The 24,471-nt window shown below is 59.0% G+C and carries 24 protein-coding genes; 13 read left to right on the top strand and 11 right to left on the bottom strand.

All coding sequences use genetic code 11. From position 1 onward, the window contains the following. Nucleotides 1-439: 439 nt before the first annotated feature. The 6 genes from GD627_RS17060 (at nt 440) to GD627_RS13365 (ending at nt 6,797) form a co-directional block, all read left to right on the top strand. Nucleotides 440-1,090, top strand: a complete 651-nt coding sequence (locus GD627_RS17060) for a glycosyltransferase (protein WP_425481930.1) — start codon at nt 440-442, stop codon at nt 1,088-1,090. Further along, nucleotides 1,087-2,199, top strand: a complete 1,113-nt coding sequence (locus GD627_RS13345) for a glycosyltransferase (RefSeq protein WP_152272898.1) — start codon at nt 1,087-1,089, stop codon at nt 2,197-2,199. The genes GD627_RS17060 and GD627_RS13345 overlap by 4 nt, the downstream gene beginning before the upstream one ends. Further along, complete coding sequence (locus GD627_RS17065; RefSeq protein WP_152272899.1) at nt 2,196-3,077, top strand: glycosyltransferase family 2 protein; 882 nt, start codon at nt 2,196-2,198, stop codon at nt 3,075-3,077. Before GD627_RS13345 ends, GD627_RS17065 begins: the two co-directional genes overlap by 4 nt. 125 nt (nt 3,078-3,202) lie before the next feature. After that, nucleotides 3,203-4,534 carry an oligosaccharide flippase family protein gene (locus tag GD627_RS13355; RefSeq protein WP_152272900.1) on the top strand — a complete coding sequence of 444 codons (1,332 nt, stop codon included), beginning with the start codon at nt 3,203-3,205 and terminating at the stop codon, nt 4,532-4,534. Beyond that, entirely contained in the window at nt 4,521-5,474 is a 954-nt protein-coding gene (locus GD627_RS13360) for a glycosyltransferase family A protein (RefSeq protein WP_152272901.1), read from the top strand. Before GD627_RS13355 ends, GD627_RS13360 begins: the two co-directional genes overlap by 14 nt. Before the next feature lie 126 nt (nt 5,475-5,600). After that, nucleotides 5,601-6,797 (top strand): hypothetical protein, encoded by a 1,197-nt coding sequence (locus tag GD627_RS13365; RefSeq protein ID WP_152272902.1) that lies wholly within the window; start codon nt 5,601-5,603, stop codon nt 6,795-6,797. 253 nt (nt 6,798-7,050) lie between these two features. Here GD627_RS13365 and GD627_RS13370 read toward each other — a convergent pair whose 3' ends face one another. Then, complete coding sequence (locus GD627_RS13370) at nt 7,051-7,548, bottom strand: serine O-acetyltransferase (RefSeq protein WP_152272903.1); 498 nt, start codon at nt 7,546-7,548, stop codon at nt 7,051-7,053. A 688-nt stretch (nt 7,549-8,236) separates the two neighbouring features. Continuing rightward, nucleotides 8,237-9,298, bottom strand: coding sequence for an acyltransferase family protein (locus tag GD627_RS13375; RefSeq protein WP_152272904.1), 1,062 nt, complete (start codon nt 9,296-9,298; stop codon nt 8,237-8,239). A 638-nt stretch (nt 9,299-9,936) separates the two neighbouring features. Here GD627_RS13375 and GD627_RS13380 point away from each other — a divergent pair. Further along, nucleotides 9,937-11,004: an acyltransferase family protein gene (locus tag GD627_RS13380; protein WP_152272905.1), complete on the top strand. Its 1,068-nt coding sequence runs from the start codon at nt 9,937-9,939 to the stop codon at nt 11,002-11,004. A gap of 546 nt (nt 11,005-11,550) precedes the next feature. Here GD627_RS13380 and GD627_RS13385 read toward each other — a convergent pair. Beyond that, nucleotides 11,551-13,212 carry a sensor histidine kinase gene (locus GD627_RS13385; RefSeq protein WP_152272906.1) on the bottom strand — a complete coding sequence of 554 codons (1,662 nt, stop codon included), beginning with the start codon at nt 13,210-13,212 and terminating at the stop codon, nt 11,551-11,553. A gap of 121 nt (nt 13,213-13,333) precedes the next feature. Between GD627_RS13385 and GD627_RS13390 the strand changes: the two genes are divergently transcribed. Further along, on the top strand, nt 13,334-14,155 hold the full coding sequence (locus tag GD627_RS13390) for a response regulator transcription factor (protein ID WP_152272907.1): 822 nt from the start codon (nt 13,334-13,336) through the stop codon (nt 14,153-14,155). 47 nt (nt 14,156-14,202) lie between these two features. Here GD627_RS13390 and GD627_RS13395 read toward each other — a convergent pair whose 3' ends face one another. The 4 genes from GD627_RS13395 to GD627_RS13410 form a co-directional block, all read right to left on the bottom strand. Beyond that, nucleotides 14,203-15,879 (bottom strand): sensor histidine kinase, encoded by a 1,677-nt coding sequence (locus tag GD627_RS13395; protein WP_152272908.1) that lies wholly within the window; start codon nt 15,877-15,879, stop codon nt 14,203-14,205. 111 nt (nt 15,880-15,990) lie between these two features. Beyond that, the gene (locus GD627_RS16590) at nt 15,991-16,368 is read right to left on the bottom strand and encodes an Hpt domain-containing protein (RefSeq protein WP_194266057.1); all 378 of its coding nucleotides are present in this window, start codon (nt 16,366-16,368) and stop codon (nt 15,991-15,993) included. Nucleotides 16,369-16,634: 266 nt separating this feature from the next. Next, a complete protein-coding gene (locus GD627_RS13405) occupies nt 16,635-17,102 on the bottom strand; it encodes a VanZ family protein (protein WP_194266058.1) in 468 nt (155 codons plus the stop codon). Further along, a complete protein-coding gene (locus tag GD627_RS13410; RefSeq protein WP_152272910.1) occupies nt 17,099-17,677 on the bottom strand; it encodes an arsenate reductase/protein-tyrosine-phosphatase family protein in 579 nt (192 codons plus the stop codon). The genes GD627_RS13405 and GD627_RS13410 overlap by 4 nt, the downstream gene beginning before the upstream one ends. A 232-nt stretch (nt 17,678-17,909) precedes the next feature. Between GD627_RS13410 and GD627_RS13415 the strand changes: the two genes are divergently transcribed. From GD627_RS13415 to GD627_RS13435, 5 genes are all read left to right on the top strand, one after another. Beyond that, nucleotides 17,910-18,476: an alternate-type signal peptide domain-containing protein gene (locus tag GD627_RS13415; RefSeq protein WP_194266059.1), complete on the top strand. Its 567-nt coding sequence runs from the start codon at nt 17,910-17,912 to the stop codon at nt 18,474-18,476. Between the two features lie 85 nt (nt 18,477-18,561). Continuing rightward, a complete protein-coding gene (locus tag GD627_RS13420) occupies nt 18,562-19,113 on the top strand; it encodes a hypothetical protein (RefSeq protein WP_152272912.1) in 552 nt (183 codons plus the stop codon). Between the two features lie 19 nt (nt 19,114-19,132). After that, nucleotides 19,133-19,888: a signal peptidase I gene (locus GD627_RS13425; protein ID WP_152272913.1), complete on the top strand. Its 756-nt coding sequence runs from the start codon at nt 19,133-19,135 to the stop codon at nt 19,886-19,888. After that, entirely contained in the window at nt 19,888-20,838 is a 951-nt protein-coding gene (locus GD627_RS13430) for a hypothetical protein (protein ID WP_152272914.1), read from the top strand. The genes GD627_RS13425 and GD627_RS13430 overlap by 1 nt, the downstream gene beginning before the upstream one ends. Beyond that, a complete protein-coding gene (locus GD627_RS13435; protein WP_152272915.1) occupies nt 20,831-21,421 on the top strand; it encodes a hypothetical protein in 591 nt (196 codons plus the stop codon). The genes GD627_RS13430 and GD627_RS13435 overlap by 8 nt, the downstream gene beginning before the upstream one ends. Nucleotides 21,422-21,435: 14 nt before the next feature. Here GD627_RS13435 and nhaA read toward each other — a convergent pair whose 3' ends face one another. The 4 genes from nhaA to GD627_RS13455 all read right to left on the bottom strand — a co-directional run bounded on the left by nhaA (nt 21,436) and on the right by GD627_RS13455 (nt 24,418). Then, nucleotides 21,436-22,797 (bottom strand): Na+/H+ antiporter NhaA, encoded by a 1,362-nt coding sequence (gene nhaA, locus GD627_RS13440; RefSeq protein WP_152272916.1) that lies wholly within the window; start codon nt 22,795-22,797, stop codon nt 21,436-21,438. Between the two features lie 172 nt (nt 22,798-22,969). Beyond that, the gene (locus tag GD627_RS13445) at nt 22,970-23,191 is read right to left on the bottom strand and encodes an SCO4848 family membrane protein (RefSeq protein ID WP_152272917.1); all 222 of its coding nucleotides are present in this window, start codon (nt 23,189-23,191) and stop codon (nt 22,970-22,972) included. Between the two features lie 3 nt (nt 23,192-23,194). Continuing rightward, a complete protein-coding gene (locus GD627_RS13450) occupies nt 23,195-23,698 on the bottom strand; it encodes a DUF2505 domain-containing protein (protein WP_146363523.1) in 504 nt (167 codons plus the stop codon). A gap of 126 nt (nt 23,699-23,824) precedes the next feature. Further along, complete coding sequence (locus GD627_RS13455; protein WP_152272918.1) at nt 23,825-24,418, bottom strand: hypothetical protein; 594 nt, start codon at nt 24,416-24,418, stop codon at nt 23,825-23,827. Nucleotides 24,419-24,471: the final 53 nt, after the last annotated feature.

Here is a 24,471-nt window from a genome sequence, read left to right on the forward strand (position 1 = left end):
ACTGAGTGGCGGGCATGCGGCGCAGACCGACTACTATTGGATTCGAAGATTCCGTATCTTCGAAGCGGAAGCGGGACGTCACTAGTACCGGACAGGTAGAAGAGCTGCAATGACAACGACGAGCGTGGGCCAGTTTGACAAAAGACTCCATTCGGAGACACGGCAAAAATATCTTTTTGTCGCCTCTACAGGGGGCCACCTTGCACAGCTGGTTCGGATGTCAGCGGCGATGAACCCAGCAGAAGATTCGTTATGGGTTACGTTCGAATCCCCGCAGAGCGAATCGCTCTTGGCCGGACGAAGGGTGCGATACGTCCCATACATCGCCTCGCGCGACTTGCGAGGTGTGGTGAGAGCCTCTAAGTCAGCCAGACAGATTCTTAAAGACGAGGCCTTTGACTGCGTTATTAGTACTGGGGCCGCACTGGCGCTTGCGGTTATGCCGGTTGCCAAGATTCGGAGGATCCCCGCACGATACGTCGAGAGTGTGTCACGGGTGCAGGGCCCCTCCCTGACAGGCCGGGTGATTGCAGCTCTGCGCCTAGCCGAGACGCATACTCAGCATTCGAATTGGGCTAGTCGGCGGTGGATCAAGCACCCCAGCGTCCTGTCACAGTTTTCTCAGGCGACCAAGACCTCGTATTCCGAACCGGTAAAGAAACCAAGTGTTTTTGTTACCCTCGGTACCATTCGACCTTACCGGTTCGATTCACTCGTCGATGCACTACTATCTACCGGCCTATGCAACGAGTTAACCACATGGCAGTTGGGACACACTAACCGAAGTGACCTTCCAGGGACTGTGGTAGACCAGATTTCCGCAGAGGATTTCAGTCGGCTTTGTAAGGAATCCGATATCGTCGTTACGCATTCGGGCGTAGGCACTATATTGAACCTACTTGAAGCGGGCATCCATCCAGTAGTAGTTCCTAGGCGTAAATCGCGGGGTGAGCACGTGGATGACCATCAGCTACAGATAGCTGCACTAGTTGCTGAACTCGGGATAGCAACGGTAGCTGAGGCTGACGCACTCAAAGCAGAGCATCTTCTTACCGCGTCTCAACTTAAGACTGTTCCGGTGAGACCATGAAGTCGAGAACGAAACAGCTTGAGTCAGCAAACTCAGTTCTTCTTGTTACAGACAACCTAAAGATTGGCGGCGTACAGAAGGTAGTAGTCCGACTGGCTGAGGCGCTATTGAAAAGAGGGGTACGGGTAGGCGTTGCGGCCTCCCCCGAGGGCGACCTCTGGCAAGAACTCCCTGCAGGCTGTAACACCTATCAGATCCCAGGCAGAAATGGTATATATAGCCAAATTGGGAGAGCTAGAGCGCTCCGAAATATCGTCAAGAGCAACAAATACGGTATTGTTCACAGCCACCAACGGGGAATAACACTTGAGGCCAAACTGGCGACGACCGGATTGACTACTTCGATTGTTGAGCACGTCCACAATACCTTTCTGCCGGTCACGAACGCACGCGCCTCGTTTCGGGGCAAGTATCTAATAGCGTGCGGTTCGGCGATCAAGCAAATGCTACAAGATGACTACAAGAGAGACCCGCAGCATATATTCACCATTCTAAACGGCGTACCCGATCCTCTCGATGGAGCGATTGCAGCGCCCGTCTCCGCTAAGAGCCGCAATGAACCTATAAAAATTATTGCGGTCGGCCGCGTCAGCGAACAGAAGAACCCGCACAAGTTCATCGACATAATTGAATCCCTGAACCAGAGGCAAATATCCATCCAAGCAGAGTGGGTAGGGGACGGTGAGCTTTTAGATCAGTGTCGAGCTGACGTCGCACGAAGAGACATTTCCAACTTAGTTTTTAGTGGTTCCCATTCTGACGTGTCTGCAAAGTTGGCCAGGTCCGACGTATTACTTCTAACTTCGCGATGGGAAGGGCTTCCTCTGGTTGTTTTAGAAGCTATGTCACTCGGCATCGGGACAATACTGCCAAACGTAGGAAGCTGTAAAGATGCGGTAGATCCTTGGCGCAACGGGATTCTCTATCCGGCGGAAGCAAACGCGGATGAGATTACTGATCTGATTGTGGGCTCGATGGACCACTCAGTCCTGCACTCATGGGGGAGTGTGAGCAGAACTCGCTACCTTGCTTCGTTTACATTCGATCGAATGGTTGACGAGGTCGAAAACGTGTATGCCATTGCCAACCTGGAGATGAGCCACAGATGAAGACGGAGTTTGAATGCTCCTGCGTTATTACGACACACGATCGCGATGTTTTCCTGCGTGACGCTATATCGAGTGTCTTAGGACAAACGATCCGTCCCATGGAGGTCATAATTGTGGACGACGTCGGATCTAAGGCGACCTCCCTACTAGTAGATAGCCTTTCTACAGCGGCCCTTCCACTGCGCTATATGGATGCGAGCGGTTTGCAACTGAAAGGAGCAGGGGCTTCACGTAACTTCGGTGCGAAAGCCGCAACAAAGCCCTATGTCGCGTTCCTAGACGATGATGACATATGGAAGCCGACACTATTAGAGGAATGCCGGATGCAGTTTCTGGCGAATCCCACTGCCCTAGTCGCCGTATGGGCGAGCTTCCTATCCAATGACAAGGAATTCGACGGACAGTCTCTACCGACCGGGCTCCGCCCATCGGACGGGTTCAGCAAGAACCCTGGTTTGACTGGAAGTAACTTCATAATTAAAAGAGAGGTTTTCTGTGAACTCGGCGGCTTCGATACGACCCTCTGGGTCTCGAATGACCGGGACTTCCTCATTCGTTTCCTTGATGCGGGCCACCCATACGGCGTAATCAAGCAACGGCTAGTCTTACAACGAATTCACCAACAGGGCCAATTAACGAATCGGAACGAGCACCGTGCCCGGGGCATCGAGCATTTTATGAACAAGTACCGACCGAGATTGAGCTCGAGAGACCTGCGGTTATTGAATCGCGAACTCTACAGTATCCGACGCGTATGCCACGCAAAGTTAGGTATGCGTGTCATATTTACAGTCAGGCAATTGCTAACCTATAGGCCCGGGGAACTTATTGCGACCATTACGAAAAAAGCCTTGAATCGCACCACCACCTATAGGTGATACGACGTCGGCAAGATTAGTTGATCGGCCGCTATTGCTCACTCGGGTAGTCTGCCCACTGTTACCGTGCGAATGACGGCGCATAATTAGATTGGCCCGGGCTGAATACCTAAGAGAGTAGATGGATGACAAAGGTTGTAGCCCAAGGACCGGATGGCATATTTCACAATATATCCTTGACTGCTGTTGGCAACTTGGCATTTCCGGTCGCAGCGTTCGTCACCGCGCCCGTCCTGGCCTGGCAGTTGGGGGCTAATGGCAGGGGGGAGTTGGCAGCAGCTATTGCCCCGTTGATGCTACTCGTAAGCGTTGCAGCACTCGGAATGCCGGAATCGCTGTCTTACCACACAGCTGCGCGGCTGATGCCGTATAAGAAATCGCTTCCAACCGCACTGGTCCTGCTTTGGATAACAGGTTCGGCTGGAATAGCGCTAACCTGGGTCGCCGCCCCTGTCTTATCCGCGGGGAATCATCATGTTGCGGTATTGACGATAATCGCAGCCGGCGCGCTGCCTCTTTCACTTTCGGTAGCTGCGCTTCGAGGCGTGGCTATCGGACTCCACAAATGGAAACGTGTCAATGCCGAGAAATACATTACCGCGTCCGTAAGATTGGTGGCTATTGTAGCGTGCGCACTCTCCGGCAATTTGTCTCTTGTGGTCGCAGTAGCGGTGATGGCATACTCCCCAGTCATCGGGGGGCTTGCTTACTTGGGCTTGAAGAACGACTCTGCATGCAACACATATCATAAGGATGGAAAACGACCGGTCGCCCGCCTCCTGAATTATTCACTGAGTGTCTGGGTCGGTGCAATGTCCGGCGTCCTACTTATGCGTATAGACCAAATCCTGTTGCTCCCCATGGCAGGAGCGGTCCAACTTGGAATGTATGCTGTCTCCGTCAATGTAGCTGAGCTATTACTGGTCGTAAATAACGCGGTGAGAGACGTCATGTTCTCTGCCGATGCTGCAAACAGGAACGACGACCGTATTCACCGTGCCGGTCGGCTCAGTTTAATTGTAACAACGGTCGTCGCCTTACCGACAGCTTTGACTTCCCCACTCTGGTTCCCAATGCTGTTCGGGGAGGAGTTCAGTGAAGCCTTGCCCATTGTCATTGTTTTGATTATAGCAATCGTCGTGGGCGTACCTGGGTCAGTCGCCGGGTCAGCATTGAGCGCAAGGGGACGCCCCGGCCTCAGAAGCCGATCGCTGATTGTAGCAAGTATCATAAACGTAGCGGTATTGGTCCTTCTTGTACCTGTTATGGGAGCATTGGGCGCGGCCTATGCAACGCTTATCGGCAATCTCGTTTCATCCAATTTAAATATTTTATGGCTATCAAAGCACTTTCAAGTAAAGGCTCTGGGTTTTTATCGGTTCAGCAGGGTGGACTTTGTCTTCCTCGGTGAAAAAATGTTAGGCACGATTAAGAAGGTTGCTCATGGAAGAAACTGAAGAGAAGACGCCTGGTATAGGTGTGGGAGGTATCCGAAATGCTAATGCATCGGAACTAACCATTGGTGAAGAGTTCTCGACTGCGCAGGAGTATTCATTCTGGCGTCGTGTTGTGCGACTGGTGCGCGTGAGAACAAAGATGTTCGGGTTATTGCTGAGAAACAAGACAAGCAAGCAAGCGATCACGGGCGATACGCCCGCGGTGGTATCGCTTACGACCCACGGTCACCGGATTAGACTTGTTCACTACGCAATTGAGAGTATCGGGCGGGGGAATAGCCGGCCACAGCGGGTGATTCTCTGGCTGGACGATCCGGCTGCTATGACGTCGCTGCCGCGGGAACTGATCCGGCTACAATCGCGCGGGCTGGAAATCAAGATCGCTAAAAACTATGGCCCTCATACAAAATATTATCCTTATGTCGCTTCGCGTTCGTCGGGTTCCGACCTCGCGCTTGTTACCGCGGATGATGACACAATCTATCCGAAACAGTGGTTGAGGAACCTAATTAAGGCATTGCACGAGGATCCATCAGCAGTGTGGTGCTACCGCGCACATCGCCTGACGTTTAAAGACGGGGTTATCTTGCCTTACTCTAGCTGGAAACGGGCAACATCCAGTGTGGGGTCATACAGAAACTTCGCCACGGGAGTATCTGGTGTGGCTTACCCTCCCAAGATGCAAGATGCTCTGAAGGAAAACGGATCTATTTTCACAGAGTTTGCCCCGCGTGCTGATGACATTTGGCTCCATGCCATTGCGGTTCGATCCGGATTTCGGGTTCGACAGGTCGGGTCTATAAGCAGGGAATTCGACATCGTGAGAGGTACGTGGGCTGGCGGATTAGTTGGCAGCAACACCTCTGGAGGTAACGACGTTCAAATTCGTTCAACTTATACGGACCAGGATAGATCGAAGATTCTCTCCGATGGGGAATAGACAGGTGTGCACTCGGTGCACACATTTTTATCAACGTTACGCAGGAGTATAATCGTGCAGCTAGTTGGATGGTTGATTGTCTGCGCGATTGTGGTTGTATATTTCCGAAGCCGTATAGATATACTTGTGGCAATTGGGATTGTGTTGTTTCTAGCAGTTCCCAGTGTAGCGCGTAGCGTCATCGTAGGCGCCGGTACTCCTTTGCACCCCGCTACTATATTCGTTCTCGTCGCCTCTTTGTGGCTTTGTTCTACTCGGTTTAAAGAAATACTCGAAGTCGCCGTGACATCCCTCGGCAATACCATCTTTATAACGCTTTTGTCTCTGCATTCGATTCTTCTCACTTTCGTAGGTACTGGTGCCTTAGGACAGTTGCTGAACAATTTAATTGGCCCTTTGTTGCTTATGGGTCTTGTTGTGTTAGCAGTAAGGGATGGTCACAGTAGGGTCACGCTAGTTTTTGTGAGGGTAGTTCTTGGTTCGGCGCTGTTACAAGCCGCATTTGCGGTGGTTCAAGTGTTTCTGGGGAGGCCCATACTATATGAGGCCCAGTATGCGAGATTCTACTGGTTTGATTCTGAACGGTTCAGTAGGGCGGTCGGAACCCTGGACAGCGCCTTGGACCTCGCTTTGCTGCTGGTCGTTGCCGTTCCATTTACGGTCTACATTCGCAGCAACACTCTGCGCGTGCTGGCTGTTGGGGTGTTGCTCGCGGGCGTATTCGCAACTCAATCACGACTAGGTGTCGTCTTGGCGTTGATAGGAGTCGTCTATGTGGTATTTGCGGGCGATACATTGAGGACCCGGCTGGTGAGCGCTTTGGGTCTTTTAGTATGCGCCGGTGGTCTGCTCATGAGCCGTTTCGGGCAAGGATTTCTTGATCGGCTGCAGAATGCTTCTGGATCGACTATACGGCGGACTGAGGCAATAGATTATGTTTTTGATAATATCTTCAGCAAGGTCCTTATAGGCCGCGGCCTTAATTCGAGTTACGAGTTGAAGATGTCGGGTTCTCTCGGCTCGAGCTTAGAAAACGGATTTGCTATGTACGCATTCGATTTTGGGTGGGTTCCAGCTGCTGGCATTCTTATCTTTTTATTGAGAGTGTTTGTTATCTCTTTCGCGAAAAGGGAGTGGGGAAGCGCGTTGGTCATGTTTATCCTGATAACAATGCAGGCGGGGTACAGTTCTTTTATGACGCAAAGCGCCAGTGGAGCAATCATGTTTTTCTTGGCAGGAATCCTGGCGGCCCGTTTGCCTGGTTTGGAAGACTCGGGGCGGCAGCCTAGTTCGGACAGGATTAGCACTCAGAGCCCCGCCTGAGTATGACTATGGGATGAATCACCCATGAGGGCAGCGCATGCTGGCCGCTCGGCCCCCTGAATATGCCGTCGCATTTTTGATTTCGTTAAAGTGCTCCGGCGGAGTAAAAAGCAGCACTCGTTTTCGTAACGCGCTAGCCAGAGGTGTAGATACTCTGACGACGTGTGAAGGCAGAGTCCTCCAGAAACTACCCTCCAGGCGTCAGCATCACATTTTGGGGCGGTCTTCCAAATCAGTGAGGTCGGCAACGACACTAAGCGGCATTAGATATGGTCCTTGCAGGGATCCCGATAACCGTTGCTCCAGCATGGATATCTTTGACGACAACTGCTCCAGCCCCTATTTTCGCTCCAGTGCCGACCTTTATGCGGCCAATCAGAGTTGCCCCGCAACCAACGTATGTTCCGTCCCCCAGCGTGGGTACGTTGTAAACGTCGTTTCCTGAGACCCCGATCGTTACACGATGGTAGATTGTGACGCCTGATCCGATCACGGCATTGGGGTGGATTATTACACCACGCCCCCCGTGAGGCAGTCGAAGCCCGGGTCCGCACTGGACGTTCCCGGGGAGATCCGAACCGACGATGCCCTGCATCCAGACTATGTCGAGGATTTTTGCCGCCACGCGGCGAGGAAATTGCACTTTACCTCGTCGGGAGGCTTGGCTTAATCGAAAGACCGTCACTGTGATGCGGTCGAGGAGGCGGTGGTTGACCGCGTAATCAGTACGCAGAGTCGATATGAGATTCATGGATCCAATCAAAGAGATGTGACCCTGCCATAGCTCTAGCACCGGTTCTGTCTGAGTGGAGCTTAGTACTTCATTAGCAGGCGTTCGGAACGGTATCCAACAATCCTAGATTATCCCGGGATCAGCCTTGGACGTATCGGCTGCGCGCTGTCCTCTTTGAACGTTCCGTCATATATCTATTCTCAGCGATATTCGATGCCCGCGGATTTTGGCGTCAGGAGTCCGCTGAGTGGCCTGAGGGCGTAGCGAGCCGGCGAGCTCGTCAACGGAAGCGGAGTACAACCCAAGACAGACATTTTCTCATCGTCCGTTCGCGAAGCCCATGCGCAGAGTTTAGACGATGATGGGCTGTCCCACCGCCCATTCTCGCCCGGCCGCCCGGGAGCAATCTGTATTCTGTGTGTCGCCCCACCTGACCACGGCTAGTGCAGGCTGCCTGTTTGAGTGTGGCCGTGTCCAGGAGTGCTTTGATCGTCGTGGTCTGCGGCACCCCAACCAGTACCGCACTGGTCCTGATCGTGGAAGCAATTTTTACGCAATTTAGTGCAGTGGTACACGGACTCTTCACAAGATTGGCCACGACACCGCAGCGATGATCCCCTGTTTGATTGCTATCTGCTAGCTCCGACATCATCAGCGCCGAGCTTGCTGGGCGCCGACTCCAGCAAACAGAGTTCAGGAAGGGTCTCTAGCGTGAGGTGACGGGCATCGACTTCCCGGACGACCTGGCGCCCTGCGGGGGACGGAAGAGAATGCTTACCTGGCTTCGTTCTGAGAGATAGCCAAAGGCACATCCAATGGCGACGCAAACCACGAGACTTGTAGCAGTGATTATGACAGGTGAATCTAACCCCATAAAGCGGGTCAGAGCAACGCGAACAGCCGCAAGCACCGGAACATGCGTCAGGTAGATATGGAGACTCCATCGGCCTAGGCGCGCCAGAAATGGGCCGAGACCGCTGATAGCCGCCGTGATTCGGCTCAGAGCCACCAAACCAAGGATTCCTATTCCGGATCCCAGCACAAGAGAAGGAACGTCGAGGTAAAAATCTCTGCCGGGACCGACCCAGACTAGGATGATGAAAACAAAAATCGCCGCGATAGTGAGGAACGATAAAACAGAGCGGACACTAGCAGATGCTCCCTTCACCCATCCTCCGAAAGAGGTGGACGCGATAAGGGCAGCTGTTGAAAGCCACAGAGTGTACTGCAACTGTTGGTTCCATGAGGGTAGGACAGCAACCATTGCGGCCATTCCTAAGGCAAAAGAAAGGAGTAGAGTCTTCCAACGCGGCCCTCCGAGACGGAAGGCTGTTGCAGCTACCGCAAATGCAAGAAATAAGGCCGGGAGAAACCACATATGGTCCCTGGGCTTCCACGGCAGAAGCCCTGTAAGTACTTCAGAAAATCCGATAGAACCGGTATTCGTATACGAGGAAAACACCATTTGCGTTACACCAAAAATGAACGACCAGATGATGAACGGGTATCCTAGTTCTACTGCTTTATTCAGGATGAATTTCCAAGGACCCTCTCTGTGGAGCCCTTTTTCCATGAACAGGCCAGACGCAAAAAAGAAGGCGGCCATGTACCAGAGGTAGAACGGCATAGAACCATAGATGAAACCATCCGAGATGTGGCCGGTTTTATTCAGTCCGAGTGTGATGTGCGCGAAAACGACAACGAGTATTGCTACTCCCTTCATGTTGTCTACCGTGATCGAGCGTCTGGGCCTGTGCGTTTCCGTCATCCGGTAAGCATAGTCCGCCTACGCCTACCGAACGTGCATCAGTATTCAGCTGCCCGGATCATGGGAAGAGCCAGCCAGGAGAGGACGCCACCACTGATCAAAAAGCTGCGCCGGGTAACGCCCCGAGACGCGTAGGGTTCATCTGCCCTGTCAGGCCCTCGTCCTTCGGAATCGGCGCCTCCGATAATGAGGTTCCGGGATTCGGTGCCCGAGTGCTTGCGTTTTCCAGGCATTGTTTCCATGCCGCACATCGCCACCGGACTACTGCCTCCCGGACACGGAGTACACCCGGACTTTCGCGAAAGAAAAACGAGTATCGTTGACGTTTGCAGGCCACCGCCCGCGGTCGCGATTTCATATGATCGGAGGGCAGAAGGTGTGGGTCTCAACTTCTGGGCAATTGCCAGCACTAGCCACTGTCGTCGGCATCGAGACAACTTACTGGGGAGATTGACCACAGGCGCCTCGGAAATCTATGTCTTATCGTTCTATAGGGGAAGCAGTTAAGGCCGCTCTGCAACACTAACGGCGATCGGGAGTGACATCTGACGACACCCCGAACCCCAAAGGCCAATTTATGGAGTTGCGTGTCATCCGCCATATACTAACCTTGCCCCATCGCTCACTGAGAGAAGATCATGACGGACGCTAAAGTCTTAACCTCTGGACGTATTGGCTGGATAGATGCCGGCAAGGGGTTGTCTATACTTCTCGTAGTCCTCTACCATTCAACGTCTTGGCTTCGCTCCGCCGGTGTTGAAGTTGAACCCCTTGAGGTAGTCAATCGGATGCTGGCTGATTTGAGGATGCCGGTATTTTTTTTCATATCAGGGATTTTTGCCGCTAAGTCGGTTCAGGGCTCATGGCATGACTTATTTGCCAAAAAACTGTCTTTGTTTCTTTGGATATATCTGCTTTGGTCAATATTGGAGCTCCCAACTAAATGGTTGGCAATGTGGCAATTGACCCAGAAGATTGACGACGGGTTTTTACTTTCACAGGTTGTCGTTGTAGCAGCAATCCCGTTTCGAGCATCCGGTGCCTTGTGGTTCATCTGGGCTCTCGCAGTGTTCTTCGCAGCTGCAAAACTGACTTCTCGGTGGCCATTGTGGGCGCAATTTTCACTTGCCTGCATGGCAGCGCTTGGTGCCCGCATTGTTCCCACCGAATTGATGGAGCCGTTCATGGAGTTGACGGGTCTCGGTCCTCGTGGGTGTCTTGTTTTCTATGTCTTCTTTCTTGCCGGTTGTTACTTGCGGAGCTTGATTATTCCCGCTGTAGCCCGCGTGGGGAGATTGGCTGCAATCGGTATGGTGCTGATTTGGGCCGTCCTTTGGATTGTCCTTGACTCGAGGAATTTAAATGAAAATGGGTATATATCCTTTCTCATGGCGTTTGTCGGATGTGCCGCAGGCGTTGGATGCGCCATCGTCTTAGCCGATTTGTCCTGGCTGAGATACATAGGTTTGCGGACGCTTTCCGTCTACGTTACACATTCTAGTCTGCTCATAATCGTAACCACGATGCTTACTTTCCTCCCTCAAAGCGATAGTGCATTTGCGGGGGTAACCGTAGCTTTGGCCTCCAGTGCGTTTACGGTTGCCACTGCGCTCCTCTTCTATGCCCATCGGCAAGTCGGGTATGTATGGCTATTTGAGCAGCCGAAGTGGTTGATGAGCAGGATTAATAGGGTTCGGACATCCTGAGAGGAATGTTCTTGGAGGTAAACCGCCCTGGCCCATAGTTTGAAATTGTCGACTTGCAGTTTTTCCAAGACGTGATTGTAACAACTAGCCAAGGGGTGCCAGCGAGTAGCAGTTCGTAGAATCATGCTGAGGAACGCTCTGGATGTTCCTTTCGCCCTCGCCAGAGATCTTTATTTATACCTCGACGTTTGAGAAGGGGATTAGGGGGCGGGTGAAAGTTTGTAGCTTCTTCAAAACGCATGGACGCGAATCAGTTTGAACGCTTTTGGGGTTGTGAATCAGCGTATTCGCTTTTATGTCAGATACTATTGAGCTTTTGATGTGACCTATCGGTACCCAAAGGTGAAGTCTTCGAAACGACTCGAAGCGGACGGATCCACCCGAGATTTGAATGTTCGCAAGGATAGTACTCCGCTGAGGGGTATCTGCTGACATGCCAGAGCGTCGCGAGTCCTTCCTGATCAGTTGCCAGCTGGCTTGTCACAGGTCTGATTGGTGAGGGGTGCGGCTTTTATTTTTGTGGGTCCACGCGGGAGCGGCCACAGATCAGGGCACCTCTACCCGAAATGTACTGCCCGCACCTAACTCCGAACTAAACGAGATCCGCCCGCCGTGGGCCTCCACAATGGACTTGGAGATCACCAGGCCCAGGCCCACCCCGGGGATGGCGGCCTTCTTCACCTGCCCGGTGCGGAAGAACTTGGTGAACACATCCCGCTGGTCGGCCTCGCTCATGCCGATGCCGGTGTCCTCCACCTCCAGGATGAGGCTCTCACCCTCCTGCCGGGAGCGGACGGTGACCTTGCCGCCGTCGGGGGAGTACTTGATGGCGTTGGAGAGCAGGTTGTCCAGAACCTGGGAGATCCGCGCCGGATCAATCACAGCCCGCAGCTCCGGATCGCAGTCACAGTGCAGGGCCACGCCGCCGGCAGCCGCACGGTTACCGGCGGAGTCCAGGGCGGCACGCACCAGCTCGGCAACGTCCGTCTCGGTGCGGTGCAGGTCCATGGTTCCGGACGCAGTGGTCAGCAGATCCGCCACCAGCAGCAGCAGCCGCTCCGCGTTGCGCTGCGCCACCTGCAGGGCACTCTGCAGACGCGGCGGCAATCCGTCCAGTTCCTCGTCATCCAACACCAGGTCCAGATAGCCGATGATCGAGGTGAGCGGCGTGCGCAGCTCATGCGAGACGCTGGAGACAAAGTCCTCCCTGGCGTTGAGGGCGTTGACCATCTCCGTGACATCGCTGTACGCCAGTACGGAACCGGTAAACTGCCCGTTCTCCCGCATGGGCCGGGCACAGACGGCCAGGGCGCGCTGGCGCTCACCCGTACCCACCCAGATCACGACGTCGGAAAAGGACTCGTTGCGCATGGCCCGCTGGGACGGCCGCTGGTCTAGGGGCACGGGTGTGAGCTGGTCCAGGCCGAAAATCAGGGCGTCACCGTCCGTATCCGACGCATGCAGAAGACCGGCGAGAGCGTGGTTGGTGCGCTGCCGGCTGTTCATCAGGATGGTCCGGCCCGCGGCATCCACAGCCGTGACGCCCACGTCCACTGTTTCCAGTACCGCGTCCAGCAGCTGGGACCGCCGGCTGATTTCGTGCAGGCTGGCCTGGAGTTCGGATTCGATGTCCGCAAGCCGTTTCTGGTGGGCGGTGGTATCGGCTTCCATGGAGGAGGCGACTATGCAGATACCCAGCATCACAAAGGGGATCAGCAACGGAGCGGCCAAGCTGTCTATACCGGGGAAACCCCCGGCTTGGATAAACAGCGGGGCCCACAACACCAGCGTGGTGCAGAAATAGCTGAGAAGGCAGGCCCGCCGCGGTGCCGCACCGGACCACGCCATCCAAAAGACTGGAAAAGTTGCCAAAAAACTCAGGCCGATCACGGAGTTTCTGCCGTCGAAGTAAAGCCCGCCGACCACCGCGAAATCCAGCACGGGAATGGACCAATAAGCCAGCGGTGAATACCGTTCCCACGGAATGGCAACGCAGGCCACGGTGAGCACCGCAAGAAGTACTGCGGCGAAACGGAAGCCGGGACTTCCATACAGTTCCGGGGCAACTACGGCGGAAATCAGGAGTGCCACGGCTACGGCAAGTACGAGCGGAAGTTGGCTCACCAGCAACCGGTACCGCAGCCTTAGTTGATTGAAAGAAGAGGTGATGCCCGTAAGGGTTGCCACACGGTCTTTGAGACTGGACATGAAAAAAGGAAACCCCCGGAATCCTGTAGCGATAGCTCAGATTATAGGGCCCCTCCTGTAGAATACTGAGCAAGGGGAGCGGGGAATCAGAAGGTCTCGCAGGAACAGGAAAAAATAGAACATGGAAATTCAACGCGTAGCCGTCATCATCGAAGACGACGCCGATATCCGCGATCTTCTTTATGCGGTGCTTCAGCAGTCCGGGTTTGAAGTTTTTACCGCTCCCAACGGTTCCGAAGGTGTTGAAGCCGTGCGGCAGCACAATCCCACGGTGGTTACGCTGGACCTCGGCCTGCCGGACATTGACGGTTTTGAGGTCATCCGGCAGCTGCGGCAGTTCAGCGATGCGTACATCGTGATGCTCACGGCCCGCGCGGAGGAACTCGACACCCTGATGGGACTTGAGGCCGGGGCGGATGACTATGTCACCAAACCCTTCCGTCCCCGGGAACTGCGCGCCAGGATCTCCGCCATGCTGCGCCGGCCCCGGGGCGAGGCCGCCGCTGCCGAAACACCGGAGGCCGGTACCTCTTCCTCCCCGCTGGACAGCCCCGGAGCACCCGTTACGGGGCAGGCACCTGCACGCGTTTCCGCTCCCGTTTCCGATGCAATCCCGGGCACGCTGGCCCACAACGGCCTGACCCTGAACCCGGGTACCCGCACCACGGAAATCGAAGGCACAAACGTTGAGCTCACCCGCACGGAGTTTGACCTCCTGCAGGCCTTGCTGGAAGGCGGCCGCCTGGTCCGGACCAAGACCGATCTGGTCCGGCGGCTGCGGGGCGAGGAGTACGACACAGGATCCTTCATCAGCGACGCGGATGAACGGACCGTGGAAGTGCACGTAGGCAACCTGCGCCGCAAGCTCGGGGACGATTCGAAGGCGCCCCGCTGGCTCGAAACCGTCCGCGGCGTCGGCTACCGGCTGGCACCCCAGAACTAATCCCGCCGGCCCCGGGTCTCTGACCCTGGGCCGCGGCCCGCCGCGCGCTACACGCCGGAGGGCAGCTCCACGGTGAAACTGGTGCCCTGGCCCAGTGTGCTGTCCACATGGATGCTGCCGCCGTGTCCTTCCACAATCTCCTTGCTGATGGCCATGCCCAGTCCCACGCCGGGAATACCCGCCTGCCGGACCGTGCCGGTGCGGAAGAATTTCTCGAAGATCTCGTCCACGTCCGCAGCGGCCATGCCCATGCCGGTGTCCACCACGCGGAACACCGCCCGGTCCCCGTCCCGCCAGGCATCCACGGTGACCGTGCCGCCGTCGGGCGAGTATTTGATGGCGTTGGACAGCAGGTTATCCAGGACCTGGGCTATGCGCTGCGGATCGGCGAGCATCGGCAGCGCGGCCGGGGCCTTGTTGACCAGTTCCACGCCCACCTCCCGTGCCCGTGCCTGGACGGCGCCGATGCTGGTGCCGATGAGATCCGTCAGGCACATGGGCCGCGGTTCCAGGGACAGTTTGCCGGACGCCACGGTGAGCAGATCCGAAACGAGGCGTAGAAGCCGCTCGCTGTTGCGCAGGGCCACCCGCAAGGAGACGGGGATGCTGCCCTGCAGCTGGGTGTCCTCGGCCTCGTCGAGGGCGAGTTCCAGATAACCCATGATGGACGTCAACGGAGTGCGCAGCTCATGCGAGACGCTGGCCACGAAGTCATCCTTGGCAGCCAGCGCGTCAATCAGGGCTGTGACGTCGGAGAAGACGATCACCGCACCGCTGAACTCGCCGTCGTTGTTGAGGTTCACGGCGGCCGAGGTATTCATGGCGAGCTGGTTGCCGGGAGGGCCGAGCCGCAGCGTGACATCACGGAAATCCGAGCCGAGCCGTGCCCGGGCAACGGGTCGCTGCTCGAAGGGCATCGGGGTGGTGCCGTCAAGGGTATAGAGGAGCAGATCGCGTTCGTGCGGGCGGAGGATTCCCGGGAGCAGGGCCTGCTCCTGCAGCAGCCGCTGGCGGTGGTTCATGTGCCGGGGGATGCCGTCCTCGTCCACCAGCAGGATCCCGACGTCGACGGCGTTCAGCACATCGTCCAGCAGCTGTGATTTCCGTTTGCTCTCGGCCAGTGCTTCCTCGAGCAGCCGGTCCTTGTCCTCCAGGGTTTTCCGCTGGGCACGGATGTCCTCGCGCAATACGGACACAGTGACCGCGACACCGAGGGTCACCAGCGGAACCAGCATCGGGGAGGCGAGGTCGCCGCCGTCGGTCGGGCTGGCCACGCCCAGCAGGTAGGGGTGCCAGACGGAGATCAGGGGGCAGAAAAAGCTCAGATAGCGGGCCGTCACCGGGGAGACGCGGGACCAGGACATCCAGAACACGGGGAAGACGTGGAGCAGGTTCAGCCCGGTGAGGATGCCGGTACTGCCGTGTTGGAGCTGGGCGATGGCGACGAAGTCGAGCAGCGGGATGATCCAGTGGGACGGGTACCAGAGACCGTTCCACGGGATGACGATGCAGGCCACGGTCACCACGGCCAGCGTGATCAAGCCGTAGACGAATTCCGGCCGGTCAAAGACCTCCGGCAGCTGCCAGGCGGCGACGGCGCAGATTAGCCCCACCACAATGACCAGCGGAGCCTGGCTCACCACGGTGCGGTACCGCAGCGGCAACTCGTGGAACTGGGAGCTGATGCCGAAAAACTCCAGCGTCGACTGCGACAACCGCGACATGTGACCCCCCTGTAAGCACAACAGCGTCTAACGATACCGGTGCTGAGGGAGACTCGTGACCGCGCTCACCATGGCCGGGCAGGGGGTGAGTGCGGGCAGGGGGAGGCGGGGCTAGGCTGCGAGAAACAGATCCGGCTCGTTCAGATACGCCATGGTTTCGGTTCCGCAGGCACGGACCGCAGCCAGCATGTCCTCCAGCCCGCGCACGTCGCGGCGGACCACTAGGCCCTGCGCGGCCTCGCCCAGGGCCGAAAGCCGCTCCGCTCCGGCCATGTGGCTGGAAATCTTGATGCTCAGGACCACGTCCATCGCGGCGTCGAAGTCCCGTTCCTGCACGGCGTGGTGCAGCCGGGTGACGCGGCCGTCCCACATGGAAACGAACCTGGAGACAAACTGCCGGCAGGGCTCGGCGCCCACCTGGTCGATGAGCCCCCGGAGCTTGTCCAGGGAGATCAGCTGCGGCTCGGGGTGGTCCAAAGGAGCCGTCACCTGATGTTCCCCGTGTGCAGGACGGTGGTGTTCCGCCTCCGCGGTCGCGCTGGTACAGCGGCGGACGGGCTCGGTGGCTCGGCCGGCGGGGACTGCGGGGGAGTGAGTGGCAAACAAAATATCCTTTGGAGGGTGGGGCCGCCGGAGGCGTCCGGTTCCGGATGCAAACCGGCCGGATTCCCGGCCGATGCCCCACGCTTTCACCCCAACCTCAGGAAGAGTTGCCTGCAACGCTCAAGATCGAGGCAATATTGCGGCCCGCCGTTTCAGGCGTCCCTCCGATGTCCTCCGGGCACCGGTCCGGTGTGCTTCCAGCTGCGCACCACGTAGACGGCGAGGGTGCCGAGCACCGCGCCGAGCGAATTGGCAATCACGTCATGGACGGTGGCATACCGGGCCGGCAGGAACAGGTGCTGCCCGGCTTCAATGACACAAGAGGCTCCCATGCCGACGACGGCGGCGAGCCAGGCGAACCGTTCGGTGAGGTAGGCGGCGGCCAGGATGCCGAAGGGAATGAACAGCAGCACATTCGCCGTGGACTCCACCAGGGTGTAGTTCACCCAGCCCGGCACGCCGCGCTTATGCAGGGCATCCAGCAATGCCTGCAGCGTGCCGGCGGATCCGGCGTCCACGGGCGAGGGCCAGAACACGATCAGGGCCAGCGCACCCAGATACAGCAGAAACAGGACGGCCAGGCGCCGTCGTCTTTCTCTTCCCGGGATCACCAGGTTCACCGGTAGCGGCGTTCCCAGGCCAGCAGCTCCTCCACCGCGGGGGTGAGTTCGCGGACCATCTGCTGGTAGACGTCGTCGCTGCGGCGGTAGGGGTCCACCACGTCATCTTCCTTCGGTCCTGCGGGGTGCGCGCTGCGCAGGCGCAGGGCGCGGGACATGGCGGCCTTCCAGCGGTCCGCGGCGGCTGCCTCCGGATCGGCGTCCACCAGCGGCAGCAGGCGGGCCAGTTCGCGCAGGGTGAAGGTGCGGCGCAGCAGCCCCGGGGCGAGCTCCATGATCTTGCTCCGGTGGCCGCGGGTCAAAGCCAGCACCAGGTCCTGGCCCTGGAGGATGTCCGCGGTGAGCTGCCGGGAGGTGAAGTCCTCGGAATTGCCGCCGAAGATGTTCACGAAACCGGCCACATGCGGTTCGATGCCCGATCCCACCAATGCGCCGGTGCCGGCACTGGTGACCTCGAACTCACCGGGGGCCATCTGGTCCAGTCCGGACTGGAGCAGGCGTTCGGCCATGGGGGAGCGGCAGATATTGCCGGTGCAGACGGTCAGAATGCGGAACGGTTCGGTGGTGGTTCTCATGTCCTCGTGCTTCGGATAGGGCTGGTTTTCAGGGCCGGATACGGCCGGATGTGCTGGTTTTGAGGTTACCTTGTGTAGCGCTTGAGCTTTGCCGGAATGTTTCATCAACACTGTGTTTGGGCGGCGTTGTTTCTTGAGGAGAGGGCAGCAAAGTAATACCCAGCGGCGGGGAAGAAAACTTCCCCAGGCCGATAAACATGAAACAGGGAACAAGGGGAACACAATGAACAAGATGGCAAAAGGCGCACTGGCAATCGGTATCGGCTCGGCAATGCTGCTCGGCGGCGGCGGCACCCTGGCAGTCTGGAACCAGACGCAGGCAGCCAACGCCGGCCAGATCCAAGCCGGTGACCTGGAACTGACCACTCAGCCCGGTGTCTGGACCAACGCTTACGGCACCGTGGTGGACCTGGATCCCACCAACACCGTTGCCGACTACAAGGTGGTACCGGGCGACGTCCTGACCTACAGCCAGAAGATGAACGTCAGGCTGACCGGTGACCTGATGCAGGCCAAGCTTTCCATCCAGAACGTTCCCACCAGCACCTTCGTGGCCCAGAACGTCACCATCGACAACGTCGTGGTGAAGGATGCAGCCGGGGCCAACCTGCAGAACGCCATCCTGAAGCCGGTCAACTCCGGCGAGGTCACCGCCTCCGCCAAGTTCACCTTCAAGCAGGACACGGATCTGCGCAGCAGCGTTGCCGCCCTGGCCGACTTCAAGAACATCAGCTACAAGCTGGACCAGCAGGCTCTGCCGCCCGTCACCCCGGCCGCCACCCCGGCGCCCACCAAGTAGCATCGGCTAAGGCCACCTTGTTCTAACCCCTGGCTGTGCGCGGTGCATCCGCCCGCGCACAGCCTGTTCCCTGGAGACAAAAACCGTGAAGAGTCTTCGAGCACTGAAAGCGGCAGGCCTGATCCTCTCCGCCGTAGTGCTCGGGCTGATGACGGTCCAGGGAAGCTACGCACTATGGAATACCACGGCTCCGTCGAACGCCGGAACCATTCAGGCAGCTGACTTCAACATCCTGGTCAACGGGAGCCCGATGACACCCGGACCCCTCGCGGTCAACATTGGTGACGTGGCCAAGGGCCAGCCGAGATACCAGTTCATCACCGTTGAAAACGCAGTGAACGTCACCGACAGTTCTCCCCTTCGCCTCCAGGCAAGTCTCGTTGGACTGGGGCCGGTCAAAGATTTTGCCGGGTATTTGACGGTGACGGCAGCGGCGGTACCTATTTCAACCGCCTGCGAGCTCCTCGCCGCGAACCAGTACACCTCAGTTTCACCGGCACCCGTCCTCACCAAGGGCGCGCCGCAGAAGATCTGCCTGAAGGCGGAACTCAACCCCAACACTCCCACCGCCTACTTGGGGCGGAACATCGCCAGCACAATCACCCTCACCGTCGCGCAGACAGCGCCGGCTAAGTAACAGAGGATAGGAAGAAACCATGAGCGGTCGCAGGAACGCAGCAGCCTCAGCCAGCCCCCTGGGCTTCCTTGGCGCAGGCCTGAGCTACCTTGCCCTCTGCCTCGCGGCGCTGGCCGCCCTCGCCCTGGTGATTGTCCCCATGCTCACGGGTTCACAGACCTACAGCGTCCTGACCAGCTCCATGGCCCCGAAGTACGCTCCGGGCACCTTCCTGGTGGTCAAGCCCATTCCGTTCGAGGAACTCCGGGTGGGTGACATCATCACCTACCAGATTGAGTCCGGCAGCGCCGCCGTCATTACGCACCGCATTACGGCCATCAGCGCCACGCAGAGCGGCGAACTGGAGTTCATTACCAAGGGCGACAACAACGACGCCGACGACGAGCTGCCCGTACGCGAACTCCAGATCCGCGGCAAGCTCTTCTACGCGGTGCCGTTTGTAGGATTCGCCGCCAACGCCCTGGGCAACTCGGACCGCGGCGCCGCTGCCCAGTGGGGCGCCGTCGCCCTCATGGGTTACGGTGTCATCTCCCTGGTGCGAGGTGCACTGGCAAAGCGCCGCGGGGAAAGCTCCGAGGGAACGCCCGGTCAGGGACCCGAAGACGGAGACAATGACAGCGACGGGGACAACGCAGGCGGTGCCGTTGACAGCGAGTTTCCGGCGCACAGTGACCCGCTGGAATATGACGATCCCATCCTCACCGACTGTGACTGCGACACTCCCGTGCGTCACCACCATCACTCCATGAATAACCGGACGCCCGCGGGCGTCTGATGAAAAGACCGACGAATATAAGCCAACGGCTGGGCGGAGCATCCGCCGTGCTCGTGCTGGCCGGCACCGTAACGCTTGCGGGGGCCCCCGGCGCCTGGGCTGCCGGGGATTACCTCCAGTTCAGCCTCGACGGAAAAAGCTACGGACCTACAATCTCCGGTCGGGTATTCAGCGAATCCATGACCTACATCCCCGGCGCCGGACAGACTGCTACCGTCTGGGTACGCAACAACAGCGGTGACCCGGCCCGGCTGAGCTCCGCCGCGGTAATGGGGCACTCGGATCCCGAGCTGATCGGCTATCTGGGACTCACTGCCTGGTCCGGGGTCAGTCCGGCCGGACGAGTGGAGCTTGGGGCAACGGATTCGTGCATGGACCTTCCTGAGGCTTGGAACCTGGATAGCGGCGAGGAAACTGCCCTGACCTTCCTTGTGGACATGTCTTTTGACGCCCCTAATGCCACACAAAACCGTGACGCTGAGTTCGATCTGCTCTTCTATCTTGAATCAACAGAGGCTGGCTTGGCTCCCCGTGCAGCCTGTGAGGTCCTTGACGGCGGCACAGACAACAGCGGTGGCGGGACTGGAAGCGGGGCCGGCAACGGACAGCCCCCGTCCGTCGGGCGGGTTGACGGCCGGGATGCGGAGGGTGTTTCGCAGCAGGCCTCTGCTCCCGCGGCGGGTTCGCTGGTTGCCGTGCCCGGCAGCGGGACAACGCCTGGCGGTTTGATGGCGGTGCCGGCGGGAGCGATATCGCAGAATCCCGCAGTCTGGGGTCCGCAGGGCACGGAGTCGCCGGACCGGGAAACGGCGCCCCGGATCCTGGATGCCCGGGTGCAGAGCACGGTGGAACCCGTTATCCGGTCCCTGTCCGGTACGCTCCTGATAGCAATGTCGGTGGCGTTCACCGCGGCCGTGGTTCTTCGGGTCTGGAGTAGAAGATATGTGTGACAAGCAGTTGGGTGCTGCTCCCGAGGCGGAAACTGAACCGGTGAAGGGTTCCGGCTGGTTCGCTCGTCTGCGCGCCCAGCCGGGTTTCAAGACTGCTGCCGTGGCGTTCGTGCTGACGGTGATCTTGGGTGTGGGCGGCCCCGCCGCATATGCCTACTGGAGCGCCTCGACCAACGTTGTAGTCTCCGGCTCCACCGCCCGCCCGGTCCTTCCTGCCGTGGCAGGAGACGCTTCGTGTAACCAGCCGTTTGGTGTGGGCGTTGTGCGTATCTTCTACCCCCGGGTGGCAGCCCTTCCGCCGGATGCGAGTGTGGTGGCCTCCGTAGTTATCAACGGCAGCTCGAAGCCCAGGCTCTATGCGGTTCCTAATGATGGCGTTATTGTGCTCCGAGACCTGCCGGGGCTGCCCGGTGCGCTCTCCTGGGGCGACAAAATGAGCATTTCCGTCACTACCGCGTACCTCGACGGGGCGCCGGCGCCGGGCAACCTTCCCGCTGCAGTGGACGAGACAAAGATACTGGCACCAGTGACGCCGGCCTCTAAAGCTACCAGCGCATACTACCTCGCCTCGTTCTTCTGCTGAGGTACCTACCGCCCCTAGCGCCCCTCGCCGTCCCCGTACACATCTGGGATGCCGTCCTGGTCATCGTCGCGCCGGTCTTCCTCTTCGATCAGCCGGTAGCGCCGGTTCCGGGCGGTTAGCAGGGCCGAGGCCAACAGTGCGGCCAGGACGGACGCCACGAGGATGCCCACCTTCGCGTCGTCGTTGTGCAGCGACCCGACCTCAAAGCTCAGGTCATTCACCAGCAGGGACACGGTGAAGCCGATGCCCGCGAGGATGCCGATGCCGGTCAGGTCCACCCACCGGACATCCGCATCCAGCTTCGCGCGGGTGCCGGCCGTGACGGCCCAGGTGGTGAGCAGGATGCCGATGGGCTTGCCGATCACCAGGCCCAGGATGATGCCGATGGCCACCGGATCCTTGACCACGGCGCCCAGACCGCTCCATCCGCCCAGGGCAACGCCGGCGGAGAAGAAGGCGAAGACCGGAACGGCAAAACCGGTGGAAATGGGCCGGAAGCGGTGCTCGAAGATTTCCGAGAGGCCGGGGGCCTCGGAGTCGGCGGGCAGCTTCTGCCGGTCCGGTCCGCGGCGCAGCACGGGAACGGCAAAGCCCAGCAGCACCCCGGCTACCGTGGCGTGGACGCCGGAGGCATGCATCAGTGCCCAGGTGGCAATGCCGAGCGGGAGCAGGATGACCCAGGCAGGCCACCGCCGGGTGCCGAAGAAACGGGGAACGCGCTGGACCAGCAGGGTGAACGCGGCCAGCGGCACCAGCATCCACAGCAGATAGGCCGGGTGGACCTCCTCGGTATAGAAGAAGGCAATGATGGCGATGGCAATCAGGTCATCCACCACGGCAAGGGTCAGCAGGAAGATCCGCAGCGCGCTGGGCAGGTGGGAACTGATGACGGCGAGGACGGCCAGGGCGAAGGCAATGTCGGTGGCAGTGGGAATGGCCCACCCGCGCAGCCCGTCCGACCCGGCAATCAGGTTCACGGCTACGTAGATCAGGGCGGGGACGACGACGCCGCCCGCCGCGGCTGCGATAGGCACGATGGCCTGTCTCAGGTCCCGCAGGTCCCCGGCAATGAATTCCTTTTTCAGCTCCAGGCCGACCAGGAAGAAGAAGATGGCGAGCAGGCCGTCGGCCGCCCACGTGCCGATGCTCAGCTTCAGGTGCCACGGCTCGTAGCCGATTTCAAAGTCGCGGACGGCAAAGTAGGTGTCCGCAGCGGGCGAATTTGCCCAGATCAATGCGGCGACGGTGGCGAGAAGCAACAGGATCCCGCCGACGGTTTCCTTGCGCAGGATCTCGCCGATGCGCAGTGCCTCGCCGTAGCTGCCGCGGCCCAGAACGGTGCGTGCGCCGTTTGGCTTGGATGATGAAGGCTCCATGGAAAATGTCCTAACGAATTCGGGTACGGCAAATCTATTGCCGACCAGACTTCCCGGCGCACCGCGTACCAGTCTAACCGCATCACCCGCCGGGAACGTGATTCCGGCCGCCCCGGGGCAGCAAAAAGCCCCGGGGTCAGGACCGCCGGGGCGTTTGCAGCATCAGGCTGGCTTAGCTGAGCAGGCCGCGGACCCCGATGACGAGGGTGGCGAGGCCGAGGATGATCGCCGTGCTGATTTTCATCAGGTTCATGGTCATATACCGGGTGGCGGCGCCGTTGGCATCCCGCGACTTGGGGGACTTGAGCACATCCCGCAGGTAGGACGGCCAGACGATGACGGACCAGAGCCCGGCAATGACAAGGACCAGGGACAGGGGAGTGGAGAGGACCATGGGTTAGCCCTGCCGGCTTTCAATCCACTTGCCGGCCTGGCCGGCCTGAATGGTGAGCGCCTTGCCGATCATGGGCTCGGCGGCCTTGGCAATCTTGTCACCCAGGAACGGAATACTGGAGGCCACCTTGCCGTCCATATCCACGCGGGTGCCTTCCGGGGTGGTGACCAGGCGCTGCACGGCGTTGACCTTCAGCGGCACCCCTGCAACGGAGAGCTCCACGTTGGCTTCCCGCGAGCCGTCTGCGGCGGGAGCGGCCCACTGCTCCTTCTGGGTCACGGTCAGCGTGGCACCCACGAACTTCTTGGCAATGTCCGGCAGACGGTCCGTCGGCATGGTCCGCACTGCGGTGAGGACAAAAGCTCCGGCAGTGTCTCCGTCCACGGAAGCGGACACCAGGGAGCCTCCTACGTGTTCGCTCATGCTGCGCAGGAATCCCTCGTCCGCGAAGGTGTCCGTCACGGTGCGTACGTCATAGGGCAGGCTGGTGGATGCGTTCAGGGCCATAGGTCCTCCGTAGGGTGGGCGTTATGCCGGGATCCCCGGGCTTGCAACCCCGGGTCCGGCCAACCCTCATCCTAAACTGCACCCCCAGCTGCCCCGAAACCCGGTGCCGGGCCGGTGCGGGCCGGGCTAGGGCGCGAGGTTGATGCAGCCCGCCGGCTGCCCGGCGGCGTCCCCCGCGCCGAGGATAAGGAGGGACTCGACGTCGTCGTCGGGAGCCACCCACGGCACCGTGGCGCTGGCGGTCGCATTCCCGGAAGCGTCCGTGGTGAAGTCCAGGACAAGCGGATCCTGGCCGGATTGGTACTCCGCGCCGGCGTCCGCAGGCTCGGCGCCGCAGTTGTCCTCGTGCAGCCGCGCGCTGTAGGACATATTGGCGGCGAAGCCCTGTGCCTGCAGCTGGACGGTGGTGTCCGCATCCGTTTCCTCCACGGTGACAATGGCCGAGGACTCGTCCGGGATCAGCGCCGTCGTGTAGGTGGTTGCGACGGCTTCCTCACAGTACGGGCCGAAGGTTCCCACGATGATGCCGCCCGGCGTGGGCGAGGCGGTGAACTGTCCGCAGCGGTCGGGATTGGCGGTCTTGCCCGGAATGGATGCAGATGCGGTTTCTGACGGGGTTGCTGATGAGCCGTTGCCGTCATCGGAATCTCCGGCGCACCCGGTGAAGGTGAGGGCAAGCAGCGCACATCCTGTAGCCCATAGGGGCGTGCGAGTGGCCATGGGGCAATCCTTACGTCGTCAACGGTGAAATGCTGTCCGGTTCTGCCCGTGCC

Origin of the sequence: Arthrobacter yangruifuii (genome assembly GCF_009192775.1) — a bacterium.
Taxonomy (GTDB): domain Bacteria; phylum Actinomycetota; class Actinomycetes; order Actinomycetales; family Micrococcaceae; genus Arthrobacter_B; species Arthrobacter_B yangruifuii.